Source organism: Streptomyces poriticola (genome assembly GCF_036689765.1).
GTDB lineage: Bacteria > Actinomycetota > Actinomycetes > Streptomycetales > Streptomycetaceae > Streptomyces > Streptomyces poriticola.
This window is the reverse complement of the sequence record NZ_JBAGKH010000020.1, coordinates 1-19,717: the sequence shown is the minus strand read 5'-3', so window position 1 is coordinate 19,717 and position 19,717 is coordinate 1. Positions and strand designations below refer to the sequence as shown.

Here is a 19,717-nt window from a genome sequence, read left to right as displayed (position 1 = left end):
TCTGGCCGTCCCCGGCCCGCCGGGTCGGCGCCCGGCCCCCGTCGGGCGCGTCGCGCCGCCCACCCGACGGCACCGAACCGACCGGGGGACACGGCTGCTCAGGGATGCGACAGCTGCCCGGCGCCGCCGCTCGGCGATATCCGCTCCGTGGCCCGCTCGGCGGCACGCGCCTGCCGACGCGCACGGCGCCGCTCCCGGCGCAGCGCCCGCGCGGTGCTGCTCGGCACCGACACCACGCCGTGGCGCTGGTTCCAGACCTGCCGGGTCACCCACACGTCGAGCACCCCCCAGGTCGCCACCACCGTGCCGACCACGCTGCCGATCACCATGGGGAAGGCCAGCCAGGAACCGGCCAGCGTGCACAGGACGGCCACCATCGCCTGGACCAGGGTCACGGCGACGACGAGCACCGCGCGTACCGCCGCCGTGCGCACCGGGTCCGGCAGCCGGTGCCGCCGACCCGGCTCCTCGGTCCACAGCGGCCGGTGGACCGGCCGCTCCCAGCGGGCCGGCCCGCTCTCACCCGGCGCACCGCTTCGCTCCGCCGTGGCCATCAATGTGTCACTCCCCACCGCTCCGTGTGTCACTCCGCACCGCCGGCAGCGCGCTCGCCGGGTCCCGCAGGACCGAGCTCCCCTGTGGCTGCCCGGCTTGCGCTGCTTTACGCCGCCTGGATACGGGATGCGGCTCCCGTGTGTGATTCCGCCCCCGATTTCCCCTATGAAGGACGAACAGCTCACCTCCAAGATTCCCGCACACCACCGACAACCGATCAATTCCGGCCAACCGGACCGCCGTGTCGCGGGATCCGGCCTCGGGCCGGTCCCGCGGACCCGGGAGCAATCTCCCGCAATGCCCGGACAAACCCACCGTTCGGCGCCGTCGGTACGGAGGTTCTGCTTCCGGACGGGCCTTCGAGTTCCCCGCGCGTCGGTAGTAGGCTCGCGCCGTTTGTTGACGCACATGCGTGCCCCCTGCCGGTGGGGGTCGAGCTGGGGGAGGCCATGCGCTTTCGCGGGAAGTCGATCCGCCGGAAGATCGTGGCGCTGCTTCTCGTGCCGCTGCTGTCCCTGACCTCCATCTGGGCCTTCGCCACGGTACTCACGGGACGCGAGGCAGCCCGGCTGTTCGAGGTGTCGTCCGTCGTGGAGAAGGTCGGTTATCCGGTCGAGGACACCGTCCGCGTCCTGCAGCAGGAACGCCGCCAGACCCTCGTCCACCTCGCCGACCCGCGCGCCTCCGACGGGCTCGCGGCCCTCCGGCGCAGCCGGGCAGCCACCGACGAGGCCGTCGCCGAGATCCGGCGCAACGCCCGCGAGTCCGCCGTACGCGACGCGCTCAGCAGCTCCGAGGGCGAGCGGCTCGCCGCCGTCCTGGACGCCTTCGACGGCATCGAGTCCCTGCGCCGCAGCGTCGAGGACGGCACCGTCGACCGGGCCCAGGCCCTCGGCCTCTACAACCGCCTGGTCGACCCCTGCCACGGCCTGCTCGCCAACCTCCACGTCGTCGACGACGTGACGCTGGACAAGCAGTACCGCGCCCTCGTCAACCTCTCCCGCGCGCGCGAGCTGCTCTCCCGCGAGGACGCACTCCTCGGCTCCGCCCTGGTCACCGGGCGCCTCACCCGGGACGAGATCCGCGACGTCTCCGACCTCGCGGCCCAGCGCACCCTGATGTACGAGGTCAGTCTGCCGCTGCTGCCCGCCGCCGAGCGGAGCCGCTACGAGCGCTTCTGGAAGAACGCTTCCTCCGCGCCGCTGCGCGTGGCCGAGCAGGCCGCCGTCTCCTCCGGCCCCGGGACGCCGAACGGGGTCACCGCCAAGAGCTGGGACACCGCGGCTGCGGACGTGCTCGCCGAACTGGGCAGCCTCGGCGACCAGTCCGCGGACCGGTACCAGGACCGGGTCCGGCCGGTGGCGATGTCGGTCATCGCCAAGGCGGTCGTCGCGGGCGTCCTCGGCCTCATCGCCCTGCTGCTGTCGCTCTTCCTGTCCGTGCGCATCGGGCGGGCCCTCATCCGCGACCTCCGCCGGCTCCGCCTGGAGGCGCATGAGGCGTCCGGCGTGCGCCTGCCCAGCGTGATGCGCCGTCTGTCCGTGGGCGAACAGGTCGATGTCGAGACCGAGGTGCCGCGTCTGGAGTACGACAAGAACGAGATAGGCGAGGTCGGCCAGGCACTCAACACCCTCCAGCGTGCGGCTGTCGAAGCCGCCGTCAAGCAGGCCGAACTCCGCTCCGGGGTCTCCGAGGTGTTCGTCAACCTCGCCCGCCGCAGTCAGGTACTGCTGCACAAGCAGCTCACGCTGCTGGACACCATGGAGCGCCGCACCGAGGACACCGGGGAACTGGCCGATCTGTTCCGCCTCGACCACCTCACCACCCGGATGCGCCGGCACGCCGAGGGCCTGGTGATCCTCTCCGGCGCCGCCCCCTCCCGGCAGTGGCGCAAGCCGGTGCAGCTGATGGATGTGGTGCGGGCCGCCGTCGCCGAAGTCGAGGACTACGAGCGCGTCGAGGTCCGCCGGCTGCCCAGGATCGCCGTCACCGGCCCCGCCGTCGCCGACCTCACCCACCTCGTCGCCGAACTCCTGGAGAACGCCACGGTGTTCTCCCCGCCGCACACCGCGGTGCAGGTCCTCGGCGAGCGCGTCGCCAACGGTTTCACCCTGGAGATCCACGACCGCGGCCTCGGCATGGCGGCCGACGCCCTGCTCGACGCCAACCTGCGGCTTGCCGAGACACCGGAGTTCGAGCTCTCCGACACCGACCGGCTCGGCCTGTTCGTCGTCAGCCGGCTCGCCCAGCGCCAGAACGTCCGGGTCTCGCTGCAGCCCTCGCCCTACGGCGGCACCACCGCGGTCGTGTTCGTCCCGGACGCGCTGCTGACCGAGGACGCCCCGGACACCAACGGCGTCGGCTTTCGGCTGGACCGGCCCACGCGCACCAAAGAGACCGAGCGCGAGGGGAGCCGCCGCTCCACCCTTTCCGGTACGCCGGTTCGCCTGCCCGGGGTGCCCTCTCCGGTGCTGGACGGCCCGGTCGAACTCGAGTCGCCCGTCGGGCTCGACTCGCACGTCGACCTGGACACCGTCGACCTGGACGCCCTCGACGACGGCTTCCCTGGCACCACCTTGGGCGACCAGGAGAGCGAACGCGGCGGCCTGTTCCGCCCGCGCCGCCCCGCCCTCGCGCCGGCCGACGACGCACCGGGCCGCCGCGACGCTTCCGATCACCCCGGGCGGCGCCGCCCGGCGCACGAGCACCGCGACACCCCTCACCGATCCGGGCCCGAGAAGGACGACCGCGGCGGTCCGGTCCCGCTGCCTCGCCGCAGGACCCCCAAGCTGGTCAGCTCGCACGGCCGACCGGTACCCGACCACGACCGGCGCGGCCGGACGGACCGGGGGACACACGCGGAGCGGACGGAGCAGGAGGCGGACCGACCGCCCAGGACGGACGGGACCGGCGGGACGGACAGGACGGACAGGACGGACGGGAAGGACAGGACGGACAGGACGGACGGGAAGGACAGGACGGACAGGGCGGACGGAACGGATGGGACCGGCGCACCGGAATCGCCCGGTGCGAACCACCGGGGCCGTCCCGCGCTTCCGGCGCTGCCGCAGCGCTCCCGTCCGGCCGAGGCGGCGGCGAACCCGCCGGACGATCCGCCCCGACGACCGGCCGCCGAGCCGTCCGGTCACGGCCCCGGCCACGTCCCGGAGCCCGGATCGACCGGCGTCGCCTCCGGAACGCCAGGTCCCTCCCCCGGAACACCCGGCCCCGCGAACGGTTCCCTGCCGCGCCGGGTCCGGCAGGCCAACCTCGCGCCCCAGTTGCGCCAGAGCCCGGAGAGGCGCACCGAGGACCGGACCGACACCGCGGACCGTGACGCCGAGGAAGTGCGCAGCCGCATGGCGTCGCTGCAGCGTGGCTGGCAGCGGGGCCGCAGTGAGAACGCGGCGACCGACGAGGTTCGCGAGGCCCGAGGCAGCCGCGACGTCAGAGGCGTCCGCGACGCCCGACGCGCCTCGGACCCGCAGACGCCCGATCCGGCAGCACTCGAATCACCCTCATCCGCACCACGGCCACCACATGCACCACAGGCGCCAAAGGCATCACAGACGCCCGAGGCACCACGAGGAACGACTAAGGGGGACGGTCGATGACCGCACCGAAGGCGACCGGCCACACCGCGACCATCGCCGGGGAGCTCAACTGGCTCCTCGACGACCTGGTGGAGCGCGTCGCGAGTATCCGCAAGGCCGTCGTCCTGTCGGGCGACGGCCTGGCCACGGGGGCTTCCAGGGACCTGACCCGGGAGGACAGCGAGCACCTGGCCGCCGTGGCCTCCGGGTTCCACAGCCTCGCCAAGGGCGTGGGCCGCCACTTCGAGGCCGGCAACGTCCGGCAGACCGTTGTCGAACTCGACGACGCGTTCCTGTTCGTGACCGCCGCCGGTGACGGAAGCTGCCTGGCCGTCCTGGCGGACGCCGACTCGGACGTCGGCCAGGTCGCGTACGAGATGACCCTGCTCGTCAAGCGGGTCGGCGTGCACCTGGGTACTGCGCCGCGCACCGATCCGACCCCGGGCGGGTAGTGGGATGGCATGAGCGCAGACGGTCAGGGAAGACACCACTGGTTCGACGACGAGGCCGGCCCGGTCGTCCGTCCGTACGCCATGACGCGCGGACGCACCACCAGCGCGGCCCAGCACCGCCTCGACCTGATCGCGGTGGTGGTCACGGAACCCCGGGCGGACGATCCGGAAGCCGATGCCATGCTGTCCCCGGAACACGTCGACATCGTCGAGCGATGCCGGCAGGGTCCGCAGTCGGTCGCCGAGCTCGCCACGGAACTCGACCTCCCGATCGGCGTGGTCCGCGTGCTCGTGGGGGACCTCGTGGATGCGGACATCGTGCATGTGAACCGGCCCGTCCCTCCGGCCGAACTGCCGGACGAGAGCATTCTGCGCGACGTGATCAACGGGCTCCGGGCGCTGTGAGCGGCCCGGGGATCCGTACGGACGGCTCGGCCCGGCGGCGGCAGAGGCACGCCGAGGCCGCACGGGGGGACCACCAACCATCAGCATGCAGGAGTGGAGACCGATGATCTTCGGGCGTTCCCAGCGGGGCAGAGCCCCGGTCGAGCCCGTCACGCTCAAGATCCTGGTGGCCGGCGGCTTCGGCGTGGGCAAGACCACCCTCGTCGGCGCGGTCAGCGAGATCCGCCCGCTGCGCACCGAGGAACTGCTCACCGAGGCCGGCCGGCCGGTGGACGACGTCAGCGGCGTCGAGGGCAAGCACACCACCACCGTGGCCATGGACTTCGGCCGGATCTCGCTCCGCGAGGACCTGGTGCTCTACCTGTTCGGCACCCCGGGCCAGGAACGGTTCTGGTTCATGTGGGACGAGCTGTCGGAGGGCGCGCTGGGCGCCGTAGTCCTCGCGGACACCCGCCGTCTGGAGGACTGCTTCGCCGCCGTCGACTACTTCGAACGCCGCGCGATCCCTTTCATCGTGGGCGTCAACTGCTTCGAGGGGGCCGCCCGCTACCCGGCCGAGGACGTCCGGCAGGCCCTCGACCTCGACGGGGGCGTCCCGCTGCAGATGTGCGACGCCCGGGACCGCGAGTCCGTCAAGGAGGTCCTCATCGGCGTCGTCCGGCACGCCATGGCCCACGCGGAGCAGCGCCGGGCCGTGCCCACCTGAGGCTCCTCCGCACGCCGCCCCCGCCGGATCGCAGGAGGAGGCGGCGCGCACACGGCCCGTACCCCGCCGACCGGGTACGGGCCGCGGTCCTGGACGGGCGCACGGCCGGAAACCGGAGTTTCGGTCTCCACGCGCGCGTGTGTGTGCGCTGCGCACCCGTGCGTCCACGTCAACCGGCCGGCGCCCGACTACCCGTTGCCGTCGTCCTCGTCGTCCAGCCAGCCGAAGCTCTTCTCCACGGCCTTGCGCCAGTTGGCGTACTCACGGTCGCGGACCGACACATCCATGGCCGGCGTCCACTCGGCGTCCCTGGTCCAGTGTGCCTCGAGCTCGTCGAGGCCGTCCCAGACCCCGGTGGCGAGCCCGGCCGCGTACGCGGCGCCCAGACACGTCGTCTCGGACACCTTCGGGCGGATCACGGGTACCCCGAGCACATCCGCCTGGTGCTGCATCAGCAGACCGTTCCCCGTCATGCCGCCGTCGACCTTCAGGGAGGTGATCCGCACCCCGGAGTCCTGGTACATGGCGTCCACCACCTCGCGCGTCTGCCAGCTCGTCGCCTCCAGCACCGCGCGCGCGAGATGCGCCTTCGTGACGTACCGGGTGAGCCCGGTGACCACACCGCGCGCGTCCGACCGCCAGTACGGAGCGAACAGCCCGGAGAACGCCGGGACGATGTAGGCGCCTCCGTTGTCCGCCACGCTCGCCGCCAGGGGCTCGATCTCGTCGGCGGTACGGATGATGCCGAGCTGGTCGCGGAACCACTGCACCAAGGCGCCCGTGACGGCGATCGCCCCCTCCAGGCAGTAGACCGGCTCCTGGCCGCCGATCCGGTAGCCCATTGTCGTGAGCAGCCCGCTCTTGGAGGCCACCGGCCGGTTGCCTGTGTTGAGCAGCAGGAAACTGCCCGTGCCGTAGGTGTTCTTCGCCGTGCCCACGTCGAAACAGGCCTGTCCGAACACGGCGGCCTGCTGGTCGCCCAGCGCCGAGGCCACGGGGACACCGGCGAGCTGGCCGACGGCGGTGCCGTACACCTCCGCGGACGACCTGATCTCGGGCAGCACGGCCTCGGGAATGTTCATCGCGGCAAGGATCGACGGGTCCCACTGGAGAGTCTTCAGGTTCATCAGCATGGTGCGCCCGGCATTGGTCACGTCGGTGACGTGCCGCCCGCCGTCGGTGCCCCCGGTGAGGTTCCAGATCAGCCAGGAGTCGATGGTGCCGAAGGCGATCTCGCCGCGTTCGGCGCGGGCCCGGAGCCCGGGCACGTCGTCCAGCAGCCAGGCCACCTTGGGACCGGAGAAGTAGCTGGCCAGCGGCAGCCCGGTGGCGTCCCGGAACCTGTCCTGCCCGGCTGTCCCGCCCAGTCGGCGGCAGAGCGCCGAGGTGCGGGTGTCCTGCCAGACGACGGCGTTGTGCACCGGCTTGCCGGTGGCGCGGTCCCACAGGACGGTGGTCTCACGCTGGTTGGTGATGCCGAGAGCACTGAGCCGGTCGGCCCGCAGCCCGGCCTTGGCGATCGCCCCCGCGACCACGGCCTGCACCTTGGACCAGATCTCGGTGGCGTCGTGCTCCACCCACCCGGGCTTGGGGAAGATCTGGCGGTGCTCGCGCTGGTCGACGGCGACGACGGCACCGTTGCGGTCGAAGATGATGCAGCGGCTGGAGGTGGTGCCCTGGTCGATGGCGGCGACGTACTTCGCTGTGTGGTCCGTCATGGCTGTCCCTCGGGCTCCTCGTCGGAAGCGGGCGTGGTAAGGGGAGGGCGTCGTCCGGGCGGTGCGGCCGGGGCGGGCGGGTCGGCAGCTCGGCAGGCGGCGTTGCGGACCGGAACCCTGGCCGCACCGGCCGCACCGGCCGCACCGGCCGCACCGGCCGCACCGGCCGTCCCGCTAGCCCGCTCCGCTCCCGCGCACGCAGGCCAGGAACCGGGCGCAGTGCGCGAGACGGCACAGGCCGGCCCCGAGGACGGCGGTGACCGGCCGGCCCGGCACATGGGCCCGGGCCTCACCCCGCTCTGCGGAGTCCACCGTGAAGCCGACCGTGACGGTGAGGTTCGGACGGCCACCGGACCGCGGCGGGGCCGGGCGGGCGCCCGCCGACACCCCGAACCCCCCGCCGGACGCGATCACCCCCCGTCCCGCGGCACGCGCCTTGCTGTGCCGGAGGGCGAGGACGGCGCACACCCCCGAGCCGAACAGGACGCGGATCGCCGTGCCGATGATCTCGTCCACGAGATGTCTCCGTTGCTCATGGCGGCTCCTAGGCCTGCGTGCAGGGTGCGTTCCCATGGCGACCTCCGCCGAGGGCAGGTGGTCTCGCGCCCCGCCCGGCGGCCGTGACGAGCGTGCCTTCGCGGTCGACCCGCCCGTGGGGGAGTGGCGCCGACGCCGCAGAATCCGCGCCGCGCGGTTCCGCAATACTCCGAGATGTACGGCGATGTCGACCGACACCGGAAGTGTTCACCGGCGTCCGGGGGCCGTCAAGGTCGCCGACGGCAACGGTTCCGCCGTCCCTCAGCTCCTGCCCCGCTCCGCCGCGCACCGTGCCGACGCCGACGCCGACGCCGACGCCGACGCCGACGCGGGAGCGGGAGCGGAAGCGGACACCGGCGGCGACAGCGGCTGAGCCGCCGGCGGCGATACCGAGGCGTGCGCCCGCGCATGCGCCCCGACCCGCCGGACCTCGTGCCCCTGGACCCCCGCCCGGCCCAGCACCCAACTCGCCCCGTGCAACGCCTTGGCAGCCTTCTTCAGGGGCGCCAGACAGGCGGCGGCCTGCCGGTGGTCCGCCACGCTGCCGGGCGCGCACAGGACCGTCGCCAGGGACAGCGTCACCGGCCGTCCGCCGGCCGACCAGGGTGCGTCCAGCACGGCGGAGGCCAGCGGGTCCAGACCCTCCGGTTCCGCGAGGACCAGGAAGTCGTCCCCGCCGATGTGCCCCACCCGCGTGCTCCCGCCGGCCGCCTGCTGCAGCGCCCGCCCGACCGCCCGGATCAGTTCGTCACCCGCCGCGAACCCGGCGCCGTCGTTCACCTGCTTGAAGTGGTCGACATCAAGCCAGCTCAGCGCGAACCCGCGCCCGTCCGCGATCCGCCGGTCCACCTCACCGGTGATCGCGTCCGAACCCGGCATCCTGGTCAGCGGATTGAGCCCCGCCGCCTCCTCCACCCGCGTCTCGGCCAGCGCCCGCACCAGATCCGCGAGCCGTACCACGCCCACGCACCGCCCGTGCCCGTCCACCACGGCCACGTCGTCCGACGTGCGGCCCCGGCCGCCCACCGCCACCACGTCCAGTACTTCCCAAGCCGTGGCATCTACGCCGACCGTCCGCGGTGGATCCCCGAGTTTGGCGGCGGGCCGGTCGGCGTACAGCGCATGCCCGTACCGCCCCGACATCGACAGCAGGAACCGGGAGCGGTGCACCGACCGCACCGGCACCCCGGCACGGTCCACGAGCACCACTCCGGACACGTCCGGCGACCCGGTCAGCAGCGCCCGCACGCGTCCCGCGGAGGCCGTTGCCGGGAGCAGCGCGGCCGGCCTGACGAACTCCCGTACCGACGGCCCCGGCCGTGACACCGGTACGACATCGGGGGACTGGGGCGGAACGTATACGTCCGCCGCGGGCAGCCGGGCCGGCGGCGCGAACAGATCGCCCTGCGCCAGCTGAGCACCGGCAGACCGCGCCGCCGCGCACTGCAACTCGGTCTCCACGCCCTCCACCGCCAGCAGCGCCCCCAGGCCCTCGCACAGCGTCCGCATCGCCCGCACCGCCGCCGACCGCGCCAGCAGCGATGCATCGAGCTTCACCAGGTCCGGCGCCAGATCCGTGAGCAGCCGCAGCGGTACGTCGCCGTCCCCGACGCCGTCCGCGCTGATCCGGAAGCCCTGCTCCCGCAGCGCGCCCACCGCCTCCAGAAGCGCCTGCTGCGGGACGTGCGTGTACGGCGGTCCGACGTCGAGCGTCACCTCCCACGGCCGTCGCCCTGCCTCCCGGACGGCGTCGTGCAGCGGTGTGAGCCCGCCCAGATCGGCGAGCGTGCCCGCGAACACGTTCACATGCAGCGGCAGCAGGGTCTCCCTGCGCGCCGCGGAGCGGACCGCCATCACCGCCAGTCTGCCGTCGAGTTCCGGGTCCCGCCGGGCCTCGGCCAGGATGTCACCGGTCTCCGGGCGGGCGAGTATCTCCAGCGCCGCCACCCCTCCGGTGGGCAAACTGACCACCGGCTGGAAGGCGAATCGGAGACTGTCCGTCCAGGAGCGCACGGGAGCATGATGGCGCTGCGATCGCCCGACTTGGCCCAGTTCATGAGACGTTCACGCAGGATTCCGGCCCGATCACCGTACGTAGCGCGCGCCCCGGCCGCCACGCCGGACCTGCCTGCTTCCGCGACCGGAGAAACTCCTGATAGACGCAGAGGGCATGACACGCCTCTCCCTCGCGGTCCGCACACTGGCCGCCGCACTCGCCGCCCTGCTCGCCGCGACGGCCGCCACCCCCGCAGCCGCCCGTACGGGGACGGACCTCAAGGCGCCGAAGGACTTCGTGACCCTCGGCAGCGTCGCCCCGACCATCATGCACGAGATGCGCTACACCACCCGGCACAACTTCGTGGGCGACCGCATCGACGGCTACCGGCACCCCCTGTGCATCCTCACCCGCGCCACCGCAGAAGCCCTCCGGAAGGCCCAACTCCGCCTCCTGCGCCGCGGCTACTCCCTCAAGGTCTACGACTGCTACCGCCCGCAGCGCGCCGTCGACCACTTCGTCCGCTGGGCCGAGGACCTCGACGACCGGCGGATGAAGGCCGAGTTCTACCCGAACGTCGACAAGTCCCGCCTCTTCGCCGACGGCTACATCGCCCGGAGGTCCGGCCACAGCCGCGGCTCCACCGTCGACCTCACCGTCGTCAGGCTCCCCGCACAGCCCACCCGCCCGTACCTCCCCGGCGAGCCGCTGGCACCCTGCACTGCGCCCCAGGACCAGCGCTTCCCCGACAACTCCGTGGACATGGGCACCGGCTACGACTGCTTCGACACCCTCAGCCACGCCCTGGACCCGCGCATCCAGGGCGTACCACGCGCCAGCCGGCTGCTGCTGAAGAACACCCTGGCGGCCGTCGGCTTCACCCATCTCCCCGAGGAGTGGTGGCACTTCACGCACTGCCCGGAGACCTACCCGGACACCTACTTCGACTTCCCGGTGTCCCGGCACTCCCTCACCGGCAGGCGCTGAACCCACTGGCAGGCACTGAACCCACTGGCAGGCACTGAACCGCCGCCCGCACCGCCGACAGGCCGCGCCGCCGCCCTGATCGGCCGATCGGCTACAGTCCGCCGCGTGTCCGAACCCCGAACCCCCGTCCCCGACCGCATCCCGGGCAGCCACTGTTCGAGCTGCGGCGCGCCCTACGGAGCGGGCGTCTCCGGCTGGCCCCGGACCTGCCTCGCCTGCGGCACCACCGCCTACCGCAATCCGCTGCCGGTCGCGGTCGCCCTCCAGCCCGTGTACGACCACCAGGGCACCGCACTGGTGGTGGTCACCCGGAGCATCGCCCCCGCGCGCGGGGGCACCGTCCTGCCCGGCGGCTACGTCGACGACCGGGAGGACTGGCGGCGGGCCGTGGTCCGCGAACTCGAGGAGGAGACGGGCATCGTCGCGGCCGGCCGCGACGTGCGCCTCGCGGACGCGATGAGCTCGCCCGACGGCCACCTGCTGCTCTTCGGCATCCTCCCCGAACGCCCCGCCGAGAGCCTGCCCGCCTTCTCCGGAACGGACGAGACCGCGGGCCGGCACCTGCTGCGCAGGCCCCGGGAACTCGCCTTCCCGCTGCACACCCTCGCCGCACGCGCCTGGTTCGAGGGCCGGTACACCTGAGATCAGCGGCCCGCGAGCCCCCGCACCCGCACCGGGTACGGCGGCTCACCGGCGCTGTTCCCGCCCTCCCGCTCGACCACCACCCGCCGCCCCTCCCAGCGGGCCACGTACCGCTCGATCTCCGGGTCGTCCCAGCCGTCACCCGCGTCCGGCACCACCAGCCCGCCCCCCGTCCTCCCCCGGCCCGGCGCCCACACCTCCAGCTCCAGCCCGCCGTCACCGCACACGGGCAGCACGGCCCCCGCGCGCGCGAACACCGGAATCCGCGACAGCGGAGCGTCGACCAGCACCTGCGCCGGACCCTCGTACGCCCGCCCGGTCGCCGTGTCGTACCACAGCCCCCGCGGCAGCTGTACCGCACGCCGGTCCGCCCCCGGCACCAGCACCGGCGCCACCAGCAGACCGTCACCCAGCAGAAACGCGTCCTCGCAGTCCCGCAGCGCCCGGTCCTCCGGAGCCGACCACCACAGCGGCCGCACGTACGGCGCCCCGGTCCGCCGTGCCAGATGTGCCAGCGTGACGAAGTACGGCAGCAGCCGCCTCCGCTCGACGAGCGCCACGCGCGCGTGCCGCAGCACCTCGGCACCGAACTCCCACGGCTCCCTGCGCCCCGCCCGCAGACTCGCATGCGTACGGAACAGCGGCAGATACGCCCCGAGCTGGAACCAGCGCAGATACAGCTCCGGCGACGGGCTCCCGTCGAAGCCCCCCACATCCGGTCCCGAGTACGGCACCCCGCACAGCCCGAGCCCCAGGACCAGCGCCAGCGACGCCTGCAGCCCCGGCCACCCCGTGGCCACGTCCCCCGACCACGTCCCGCCGTAGCGCTGCATCCCCGCCCAACCGGAGCGCGAGAACACGAACGGCCGCTCCTCGGGAACGAGCCTCCGCAGCCCCTCGTACCCCGCCCGGGCCATGCACAGCGCGTACACGTTGTGCGCCTCCCGATGGTCACCGCCCCGGCCCTCCAACGCATGCCGGGCCGACCGAGGCAGCGTCGTCTCCCCGAACGCGGCGAACGACGTCGGCTCGTTCATGTCGTGCCAGAACCCGGCGAACCCCTGCCGGATCCGCTCCTCGTACAGCCCGCCCCACCACTCACGCACGCGCGCGTGCGTGAAATCCGGGAAGACCGCGTCTCCCGGCCACACCACCCCGCGCACCACCCGCCCGGCAGAGTCCCGCACGAACGCGTCCTCGGCCGCCCCGCTGTCGTGCACCGCATCACCTGCCACCGCGGGCACCGCCGGATCAACGATCGACACCAGCCGGATCCCGTCCCGCCGCAGCTCCTCGGCGAGCTGCGGCAGCTTCGGGAACCGCTCCCGGTCGACCGTGAACACCCGATGCCCGTCGTAGTGGTCGATGTCCAGATGCACGGCGTCCAGCGGCAGCCCCCGCTCCTGATAGCCCGCGACGATCCGCCGGACCTCCCGCTCGCTGCCGAAGCCCCAGCGCGCGTGGTGATGACCCAGCGCCCACGCGGGAGGCAGCGCCGCCGCACCGGTCAGCGACGCCCAGGCGAGCGCCACGCGCGCGGGAGTCCCCACCACCACCCAGCACCGCAGCGGGCCACCGTCCATCCGCAGCACACTCGTCCCCGGCCGGTCGTGACCCGACCCGGCCCCCTCCTCCCCCTCCCGCAGGGTCACCGTGCCGTCCCGGGAACTGTCGTGGAACACCAGATGGGTACCGGCATCGGCCACCACCACCTGCACCGGCATCGTGATGTACAGCGGATCGTCACCGGGAGCGAACGCCGTCCCCGGGTCCGTGTTCCACAGCCGGTACGCCCCGTCCCGCAGCCGCGGCCCCGACGCCCGCCCCCCGAGGCCGAAGAACCGTGCGTCCGCCGCCACCTCCGACCGCTGCATCCACCGCGCCGGACCGCCGCCCACCGGCTCCCACCACCGGGGCGGCAGATCACGGCGCAGCGTCACACCCCCCGGAGTCCGCACCTCCACCGCCCCGTGCCGCGAGACGGCCACCGTCACCCGCTCGGCCACCACCCGCCAGCCACCCTGCTTGTCCGGCTCCAGCACCGCCCGCGGATCCGGCTCCGGACAGCGCCCCGCCAGCGCGTACGACGGCTCCGGGTCGGCCCCGTCCCACCCCCAGAACACAGCACCGTTCACCGCCACCAGAATCCGCAGCTCCGACCGCTCGAACCGGACCACACCCCCACCGGGCCCGTACTCCACCTCCCGCACCGGCCCCGGCACCCGCGCCCGCTCGGCCCCCCGCGGCGGCAGCCCCCGGGCGTCGGCACGCTGCCGACGCCACGCCGCACGCACGGTACGCAATCCCTGAGCCGCCCCCACCGAACCGACCGCCTTCACCGAACGCACCAGGTCACGACCGTCCATGCCGATCACCCTGCCATCGACCCGGCCCCGCGCGGGCACCGTTCAACTGCCGTTCACCCGTGCCGGGGCCACATCTTCGCTCCACGGACCATGTGCGGCGCACCCTGGTGTACAAGTCGATCACATGGCATCGTCCGTGTCAGCCGCGTCACGCGCACACCCCAGCCCGTGCGCGGAGGACGCACACGACGCGCACAGTCCGGGAGCCGCCCATGTCGACCGTGAACCCCCAGCCGCTCTGGCAGCCGGATCCGCAACGGATCGCCGGAGCCCGGATCACCGCCTTCCAGTCCTGGGCCGCCGACCACCACGGCGCCCCCGCCGAAGGCGGATATCCGGCCCTCCACCGCTGGTCCGTCGACGCACCGGAGGCCTTCTGGAAGGCCGTCACGGAGTGGTTCGACGTCCGGTTCTCCACTCCCTACGCGCGCGTGCTGGGCGACCGGTCCATGCCCGGCGCCGAGTGGTTCCCCGGCGCCACCCTCAACTACGCCGAGCACGCCCTGCGCGCCGCGGACACCCGAGCGGACGAACCTGCCCTCCTCCATGTCGACGAGAGCCACCAACCGCTCCCCGTCTCCTGGGCCGAACTGCGCCGCCAGGTCGGTTCGCTCGCGGCCGAACTGCGCGCCCTCGGCGTACGTCCCGGCGACCGCGTCAGCGGCTACCTCCCCAACATCCCCGAGGCCGTCGTCGCCCTCCTCGCCACCGCCGCCGTCGGCGGAGTCTGGACCTCCTGCGCCCCCGACTTCGGCGCCCGCAGCGTCCTGGACCGCTTCCAGCAGGTCGAACCCGTCGTCCTGTTCACCGTCGACGGCTACCGATACGGCGGCAAGGAACACGACCGCCGCGACACCGTCGCCGAACTCCGCCGCGAACTGCCCACCCTGCGCGCGGTCGTCCACATCCCCCTCCTGGGCACCGAAGCCCCCGATGGCGCCCTCGACTGGCCGGGCCTGACGGCCTCGGACACCGACCCCGTCTTCGAACCGGTCCCCTTCGACCACCCCCTCTGGGTGCTCTACTCCTCCGGCACCACGGGACTGCCCAAGGCCATCGTCCAGTCCCAGGGCGGCATCCTGGTCGAGCACCTCAAACAGCTCGGCCTGCACTGCGACCTCGGTCCCGACGACCGCTTCTTCTGGTACACCTCGACCGGCTGGATGATGTGGAACTTCCTCGTCTCCGGCCTGCTCACCGGCACCACGATCGTCCTCTACGACGGCAGTCCGGGCTTCCCCGACACCGGCGCCCAGTGGCGCATCGCCGAACGCACCCGCACCACCCTCTTCGGCACCTCCGCCGCGTACGTCATGGCCTGCCGCAAGGCCGACGTCCACCCCGGCCGTGACCTCGACCTCTCCACCGTCCAGTGCGTGGCCACCACCGGCTCCCCGCTCCCCCCGGACGGCTTCCGCTGGCTGCACGACGAGGTGCGTGACGACCTCTGGATCGCCTCCGTCAGCGGCGGCACCGACGTCTGCTCCTGCTTCGCCGGAGCCGTCCCCACCCTGCCCGTCTACATCGGCGAGCTCCAGGCCCCCTGCCTCGGCACCGACCTGCAGGCCTGGGACCCCGCCGGCAACTCCCTGATCGACGAGGTCGGCGAACTCGTCGTCACCAACCCCATGCCGTCCATGCCGATCCGCTTCTGGAACGACCCCGACGGCAGCCGCTACCACGACAGCTACTTCGACACCTACCCCGGCGTCTGGCGCCACGGCGACTGGATCACCCTCACCTCCCGCGGCTCCGTCGTCATCCACGGACGCTCGGACTCCACCCTGAACCGCCAAGGCGTCCGCATGGGCTCCGCCGACATCTACGAGGCCGTCGAACGGCTCCCCGAGATCAAGGAATCCCTCGTGATCGGCGTCGAAGAGCCCGACGGCGGCTACTGGATGCCCCTCTTCGTCCACCTGGCCCCCGGCACCGTCCTCGACGACACCCTCCGCACCGCCATCAAGCGGACCGTTCGCGAACAGCTCTCCCCACGCCACGTACCCGACGAGATCATCGAGGTCCCCGGCATCCCCCACACCCTCACCGGCAAGCGCATCGAGGTCCCGGTCAAACGCCTGCTCCAGGGCACCCCCCTGGACAAGGCGGTCAACCCCGGATCCATCGACAACCTCGACCTCCTGCACTTCTACGAGGACCTCGCCCGCAAACGCGCCTGACCACCGGAGACCCACCCCCGCGGGCCGGCCGACACTTCGTCGCCCGGCCCGTTGTCAGTGCCGCCGATTACTGTGAGTGAACATAGATCGACCGTGCACAGGGGGAAAGACACATGGCGCACACCGACAGGACCCATCGGACCAACCGGACCGACCCGGCCATGCGACGCGTCCTGCGCCGCGAGATCGCCGGCACCATCGCCCTCCTCGCCGACGAGCACGACTTCCACACCATGCGCCGCTACCGCAGCTTCACCTTCCACGACCACGCGGCCTACCTGCGCCAGGTCGAGGCCGTGCTCAGGACCCGCGCCGCCGAAGGCACCCACACCACCCTCGCCCTCTTCGACCCGGCGGAGTACGCGGCCTTCTGCTCCACCACCGGCATCGACCCCGACACCCCGTCCAGCCGCAGCCGCTTCACCGCCGAACTGTCCGCCACCGGCCCCACCGTCCCCTACGACGGCCGGCCCCTCGCCGACCTCCTCCCCGCCCTGATCGACGCAGCCGTCCGCCAGGCCACCTGGGAGTACACCACCACACTCCTGGCGCGACTCGGCAGCTGCGCCCTGTGCGGCGAGGACATCGGACGCTCCGCCTTCACCCGCGCCACCGCCCTCCTCACCCGCGTCCTGGACACCGCCCCGCCCGGCAACCGCCACCTGGTCTGCAGCGTCTCGGGCACCCCGGAACACCTGGCCGCCGTCCTCCACACAGACCAGGACACCGCCGGCACCCCACAACTGGACGAGGCCGAAGCCCTCGAGTTCACCAGCGTCCTCGCCCTGGGCCTGGCCACCCACAGCCCGGGCGGTCTGGTCATCCGCACCAGCGCCCCCGGCACCCCCGACCGCGTCTACGGCTGGCGCCTGCACCGCTACGGCCTCGCCCCGCTCACCGCCGCAGAAGTCTTCGACGCCTATTGCACCGATGCCGATTCAGGCGACCTCATCTCCCCGGAATCCGACGTCGACTACTGCGAGCCGCCCGACCTCGGTGAAGACCCCCCGACCACGGAACACCGGCACTGAACGCCCGAGGGGCGCCCCACCCTCAGGCGGAGCGCCCCTCACACACGGGAGAGACCGGACTTCTCGGCTCCTTCGGCCTACTCGCCGGAGAGCACCGCCTGCGCCGCGTCCCGCGCCTCCTCGGCACTGTCCGCGGCCCGCGCGGCAGCCGCGGCCCGCTCGCACTGCGCAAGCGTGAACTTCGCCAGCGTCGCCCGCACATAGGGAATCGACGCCGCACCCATGGACAGGGAGGTGACACCCAGACCGGTCAGCACACAGGCGAGCAGCGGATCGGACGCCGCCTCACCACAGACACCACAGCTCTTGCCCTCGGCCCTGGCCGCCTCGGCGGACACCGCCACCAGGTCGAGCAGCGCGGGCTGCCACGGATCCTGCAGCCGGGACACCGCACCCACCTGACGGTCCGCGGCGAAGGTGTACTGCGCCAGGTCGTTCGTCCCCAGCGACAGGAACTCGACCTCCTGCAGCACCGAACGCGCCCGCAGCGCGGCCGACGGGATCTCCACCATCGCACCGAACTTCGCCCGCAGACCCGCCGCGCGGCAGGCGTCGGCGAACGCCTTGGCATCGGCCCGGTCCGCCACCATCGGGGCCATCACCTCGAGGTAGACGGGCAGTCCATCGGCCGCCTTCGCCAGCGCCGTCAGCTGGGTACGCAGCACCTCGGGGTGATCGAGCAGCGTACGCAGCCCGCGCACCCCCAGAGCCGGGTTGGGCTCATCGGCCGGGGTCAGGAAGTCCAGCGGCTTGTCCGCACCGGCGTCCAGTACGCGCACCACGACCCGGCCCTCGGGGAACGCCTCCAGGACCTGGCGGTAGGCGGCGACCTGCACCTCCTCCGACGGAGCGTTCTTGCTGTCGTCGAGGAAGAGGAACTCGGTACGGAACAGACCGACGCCCTCCGCACCGGCCTCGACGGCCGCAGGCACATCCGCCGGACCGCCGACGTTGGCCAGCAGCGGTACCTTGTGCCCGTCGGAGGTGGCACCCGGACCGGTCGCGGCGGAGAGCGCCGCCCTTCGCTCGGCGGCCTGCGCCTCCAGCTGCGCCTTCTTCTCCGTGGTCGGACTCACGAAGATCTCGCCGGTACTGCCGTCCACGGCGATCACCGTGCCCTCGGGCAGCTCACCGGCACCGGGCAGGGCCACCACGGCGGGCACGCCCAGCGCCCGCGCAAGGATCGCGCTGTGACTGGTCGGCCCGCCCTCCTCGGTCACGAAACCGAGGACGAGGGCGGGGTCCAGCAGCGCGGTGTCGGCAGGCGCCAGATCGCGGGCGATCAGGACGTAGGGCTGGTCGCTGTCCGGAACACCCGGCATGGGCACCCCGAGCAGCCGGGCCACGAGACGGTTCCGCACGTCATCGAGGTCGGCAACCCGCCCGGCCATGTACTCACCCGCACCCGCGAGCAGCTCGCGGTAGTGGGAGAAGGCGTCGTACACCGCCCGCTCGGCAGTGCTGCCGACCGCGATCCTCCGCTCCACGTCCGACATCAGCTCGGGATCCTGCGCCATCATGGCCTGCGCCTCGAGCACCGCCTGAGCCTCGCCGCCGGCCAGATTGCCGCGCGCGACCAGGTCCGCCGCCACAGCCTCCACGGCCTTGCGGGCGCGCCCCTGCTCACGCTCCGCGTCCTCCGCCGGGATCTGCTTGGCGGGCGGCTCGAGAACCGCCGTTCCCATGTGGCGCACCTCGCCGATGGCCACACCGTGGCTCACGCCGACGCCTCGCAGCGTTGTCTCCATCTCACCCGTCTCCGAATAGTGCGGCGGGCCCGGCCGCCGCGATGGTCGTCCTACCAGCCGTCTCACGACGGCACTGACATCACTTCCAGAGAAAGAGACTCTCGCCGGCCTTCACATCGCCGTCCTCACGCAGCTCGGACAGCGCCTCGGCGCCGGCTTCGAGGGCGACGACCGGACACACCGGCGACTTGCCCGCCGCCTCGACCTCGGTCGGGTTCCACCGCACGATGGACTGTCCGCGCCTGACGGTGTCGCCCTTGCTCACGAGCAGCTCGAATCCCTCGCCGTTCAGCTGCACGGTGTCGATGCCGAGGTGGGTCAGCACACCGTGCCCGCTCTCGTCGACCACGACGAAGGCGTGCGGGTGCAGCGAGACGATGACTCCGTCGACGGGGGCGACGGCCTCGGAGGGCTCACGCACGGGGTCGATGGCGGTGCCCGGGCCGACCATGGCCCCGGAGAAGACCGGATCCGGCACGGCCGCCAATCCGATGGCGCGTCCTGCCTGCGGGGACGTCACGGTGGTCATGGAGAGCCTCCCAGGGGTGGAGAGCTGCATCTGCAGCAGCGTATGTCATAGGAAGTAACGCTTCCGCATGATGCTACCGATTAGAGGTCTAGACCACCACTCGCCGCGGATTTGCGTGCGTTCTGAGGGCGCGTGTACAGTCGTGGTTCCTGCTCGGGGTCGAGGGACGCGAGTCCGCCTTCCGGCTCGGCAGGCAACCGACTGGATCAGATCCTATCTCCGGATCCGCTTCTGCATGCCCGCAGGAGGGTGGTCAGAGAGACCGGAAATGC

The 19,717-nt window shown here is 72.7% G+C and carries 15 protein-coding genes; 8 read left to right on the top strand and 7 right to left on the bottom strand.

What is annotated here, in order from left to right; translation table 11 throughout:
* Positions 1 to 98: 98 nt before the first annotated feature.
* Entirely contained in the window at positions 99 to 554 is a 456-nt protein-coding gene (locus tag V5O46_RS22160) for a hypothetical protein (RefSeq protein ID WP_332886408.1), read from the bottom strand.
* Between the two features lie 450 nt (positions 555 to 1,004).
* Between V5O46_RS22160 and V5O46_RS22155 the strand changes: the two genes are divergently transcribed.
* From V5O46_RS22155 to V5O46_RS22140, 4 genes are all read left to right on the top strand, one after another.
* Positions 1,005 to 4,169 carry a sensor histidine kinase gene (locus V5O46_RS22155; protein WP_332886407.1) on the top strand — a complete coding sequence of 1,055 codons (3,165 nt, stop codon included), beginning with the start codon at positions 1,005 to 1,007 and terminating at the stop codon, positions 4,167 to 4,169.
* Positions 4,166 to 4,600: a roadblock/LC7 domain-containing protein gene (locus V5O46_RS22150; protein WP_332886406.1), complete on the top strand. Its 435-nt coding sequence runs from the start codon at positions 4,166 to 4,168 to the stop codon at positions 4,598 to 4,600. The genes V5O46_RS22155 and V5O46_RS22150 overlap by 4 nt, the downstream gene beginning before the upstream one ends.
* Before the next feature lie 9 nt (positions 4,601 to 4,609).
* Positions 4,610 to 5,005, top strand: a complete 396-nt coding sequence (locus V5O46_RS22145) for a DUF742 domain-containing protein (RefSeq protein WP_332886405.1) — start codon at positions 4,610 to 4,612, stop codon at positions 5,003 to 5,005.
* A gap of 103 nt (positions 5,006 to 5,108) precedes the next feature.
* The gene (locus tag V5O46_RS22140; protein WP_332886404.1) at positions 5,109 to 5,711 is read left to right on the top strand and encodes a GTP-binding protein; all 603 of its coding nucleotides are present in this window, start codon (positions 5,109 to 5,111) and stop codon (positions 5,709 to 5,711) included.
* Between the two features lie 188 nt (positions 5,712 to 5,899).
* Here V5O46_RS22140 and glpK read toward each other — a convergent pair whose 3' ends face one another.
* The 3 genes from glpK to V5O46_RS22125 form a co-directional block, all read right to left on the bottom strand.
* Positions 5,900 to 7,429 carry a glycerol kinase GlpK gene (gene glpK, locus V5O46_RS22135; RefSeq protein WP_332886403.1) on the bottom strand — a complete coding sequence of 510 codons (1,530 nt, stop codon included), beginning with the start codon at positions 7,427 to 7,429 and terminating at the stop codon, positions 5,900 to 5,902.
* A gap of 174 nt (positions 7,430 to 7,603) precedes the next feature.
* Positions 7,604 to 7,945, bottom strand: a complete 342-nt coding sequence (locus V5O46_RS22130) for an MIP/aquaporin family protein (protein ID WP_332886402.1) — start codon at positions 7,943 to 7,945, stop codon at positions 7,604 to 7,606.
* Between the two features lie 282 nt (positions 7,946 to 8,227).
* Positions 8,228 to 9,979, bottom strand: coding sequence for a GGDEF domain-containing protein (locus V5O46_RS22125; RefSeq protein ID WP_332886401.1), 1,752 nt, complete (start codon positions 9,977 to 9,979; stop codon positions 8,228 to 8,230).
* A gap of 157 nt (positions 9,980 to 10,136) precedes the next feature.
* On the opposite strand from V5O46_RS22125, the gene V5O46_RS22120 reads away from it, so the two are divergent.
* Complete coding sequence (locus V5O46_RS22120; protein WP_332886400.1) at positions 10,137 to 10,949, top strand: M15 family metallopeptidase; 813 nt, start codon at positions 10,137 to 10,139, stop codon at positions 10,947 to 10,949.
* Between the two features lie 105 nt (positions 10,950 to 11,054).
* Positions 11,055 to 11,591: an NUDIX domain-containing protein gene (locus V5O46_RS22115; RefSeq protein WP_332886399.1), complete on the top strand. Its 537-nt coding sequence runs from the start codon at positions 11,055 to 11,057 to the stop codon at positions 11,589 to 11,591.
* Positions 11,592 to 11,593: 2 nt separating this feature from the next.
* Here V5O46_RS22115 and V5O46_RS22110 read toward each other — a convergent pair whose 3' ends face one another.
* Positions 11,594 to 13,957, bottom strand: coding sequence for a glycoside hydrolase family 31 protein (locus V5O46_RS22110; protein WP_332886398.1), 2,364 nt, complete (start codon positions 13,955 to 13,957; stop codon positions 11,594 to 11,596).
* Positions 13,958 to 14,169: 212 nt separating this feature from the next.
* Here V5O46_RS22110 and V5O46_RS22105 point away from each other — a divergent pair, with 212 nt between their 5' ends.
* Together V5O46_RS22105 and V5O46_RS22100 are read left to right on the top strand one after the other, a co-directional pair.
* Complete coding sequence (locus V5O46_RS22105; RefSeq protein ID WP_332886397.1) at positions 14,170 to 16,137, top strand: acetoacetate--CoA ligase; 1,968 nt, start codon at positions 14,170 to 14,172, stop codon at positions 16,135 to 16,137.
* Positions 16,138 to 16,250: 113 nt separating this feature from the next.
* Positions 16,251 to 17,168 (top strand): hypothetical protein, encoded by a 918-nt coding sequence (locus V5O46_RS22100; protein ID WP_332886396.1) that lies wholly within the window; start codon positions 16,251 to 16,253, stop codon positions 17,166 to 17,168.
* A 77-nt stretch (positions 17,169 to 17,245) separates the two neighbouring features.
* Here the strand turns inward: V5O46_RS22100 and ptsP are convergent, their stop codons facing one another.
* Both ptsP and V5O46_RS22090 read right to left on the bottom strand, forming a co-directional pair.
* Positions 17,246 to 18,916, bottom strand: coding sequence for a phosphoenolpyruvate--protein phosphotransferase (gene ptsP / locus V5O46_RS22095; RefSeq protein ID WP_332886395.1), 1,671 nt, complete (start codon positions 18,914 to 18,916; stop codon positions 17,246 to 17,248).
* Positions 18,917 to 18,995: 79 nt separating this feature from the next.
* Positions 18,996 to 19,445 (bottom strand): PTS sugar transporter subunit IIA, encoded by a 450-nt coding sequence (locus tag V5O46_RS22090; RefSeq protein ID WP_332886394.1) that lies wholly within the window; start codon positions 19,443 to 19,445, stop codon positions 18,996 to 18,998.
* Between the last annotated feature and the right edge of the window lie 272 nt (positions 19,446 to 19,717).

What these genes read in the sequence shown, in the direction of transcription:
- V5O46_RS22160 (WP_332886408.1), bottom strand. Translation starts at nt 554, where the DNA reads ATGGCCACGGCGGAGCGAAGCGGTGCGCCGGGTGAGAGCGGGCCGGCC.
- V5O46_RS22155 (WP_332886407.1), top strand. Translation starts at nt 1,005, where the DNA reads ATGCGCTTTCGCGGGAAGTCGATCCGCCGGAAGATCGTGGCGCTGCTT.
- V5O46_RS22150 (WP_332886406.1), top strand. Translation starts at nt 4,166, where the DNA reads ATGACCGCACCGAAGGCGACCGGCCACACCGCGACCATCGCCGGGGAG.
- V5O46_RS22145 (WP_332886405.1), top strand. Translation starts at nt 4,610, where the DNA reads ATGAGCGCAGACGGTCAGGGAAGACACCACTGGTTCGACGACGAGGCC.
- V5O46_RS22140 (WP_332886404.1), top strand. Translation starts at nt 5,109, where the DNA reads ATGATCTTCGGGCGTTCCCAGCGGGGCAGAGCCCCGGTCGAGCCCGTC.
- glpK (WP_332886403.1), bottom strand. Translation starts at nt 7,429, where the DNA reads ATGACGGACCACACAGCGAAGTACGTCGCCGCCATCGACCAGGGCACC.
- V5O46_RS22120 (WP_332886400.1), top strand. Translation starts at nt 10,137, where the DNA reads ATGACACGCCTCTCCCTCGCGGTCCGCACACTGGCCGCCGCACTCGCC.
- V5O46_RS22110 (WP_332886398.1), bottom strand. Translation starts at nt 13,957, where the DNA reads ATGGACGGTCGTGACCTGGTGCGTTCGGTGAAGGCGGTCGGTTCGGTG.
- V5O46_RS22105 (WP_332886397.1), top strand. Translation starts at nt 14,170, where the DNA reads ATGTCGACCGTGAACCCCCAGCCGCTCTGGCAGCCGGATCCGCAACGG.
- V5O46_RS22100 (WP_332886396.1), top strand. Translation starts at nt 16,251, where the DNA reads ATGGCGCACACCGACAGGACCCATCGGACCAACCGGACCGACCCGGCC.
- ptsP (WP_332886395.1), bottom strand. Translation starts at nt 18,916, where the DNA reads ATGGAGACAACGCTGCGAGGCGTCGGCGTGAGCCACGGTGTGGCCATC.
- V5O46_RS22090 (WP_332886394.1), bottom strand. Translation starts at nt 19,445, where the DNA reads ATGACCACCGTGACGTCCCCGCAGGCAGGACGCGCCATCGGATTGGCG.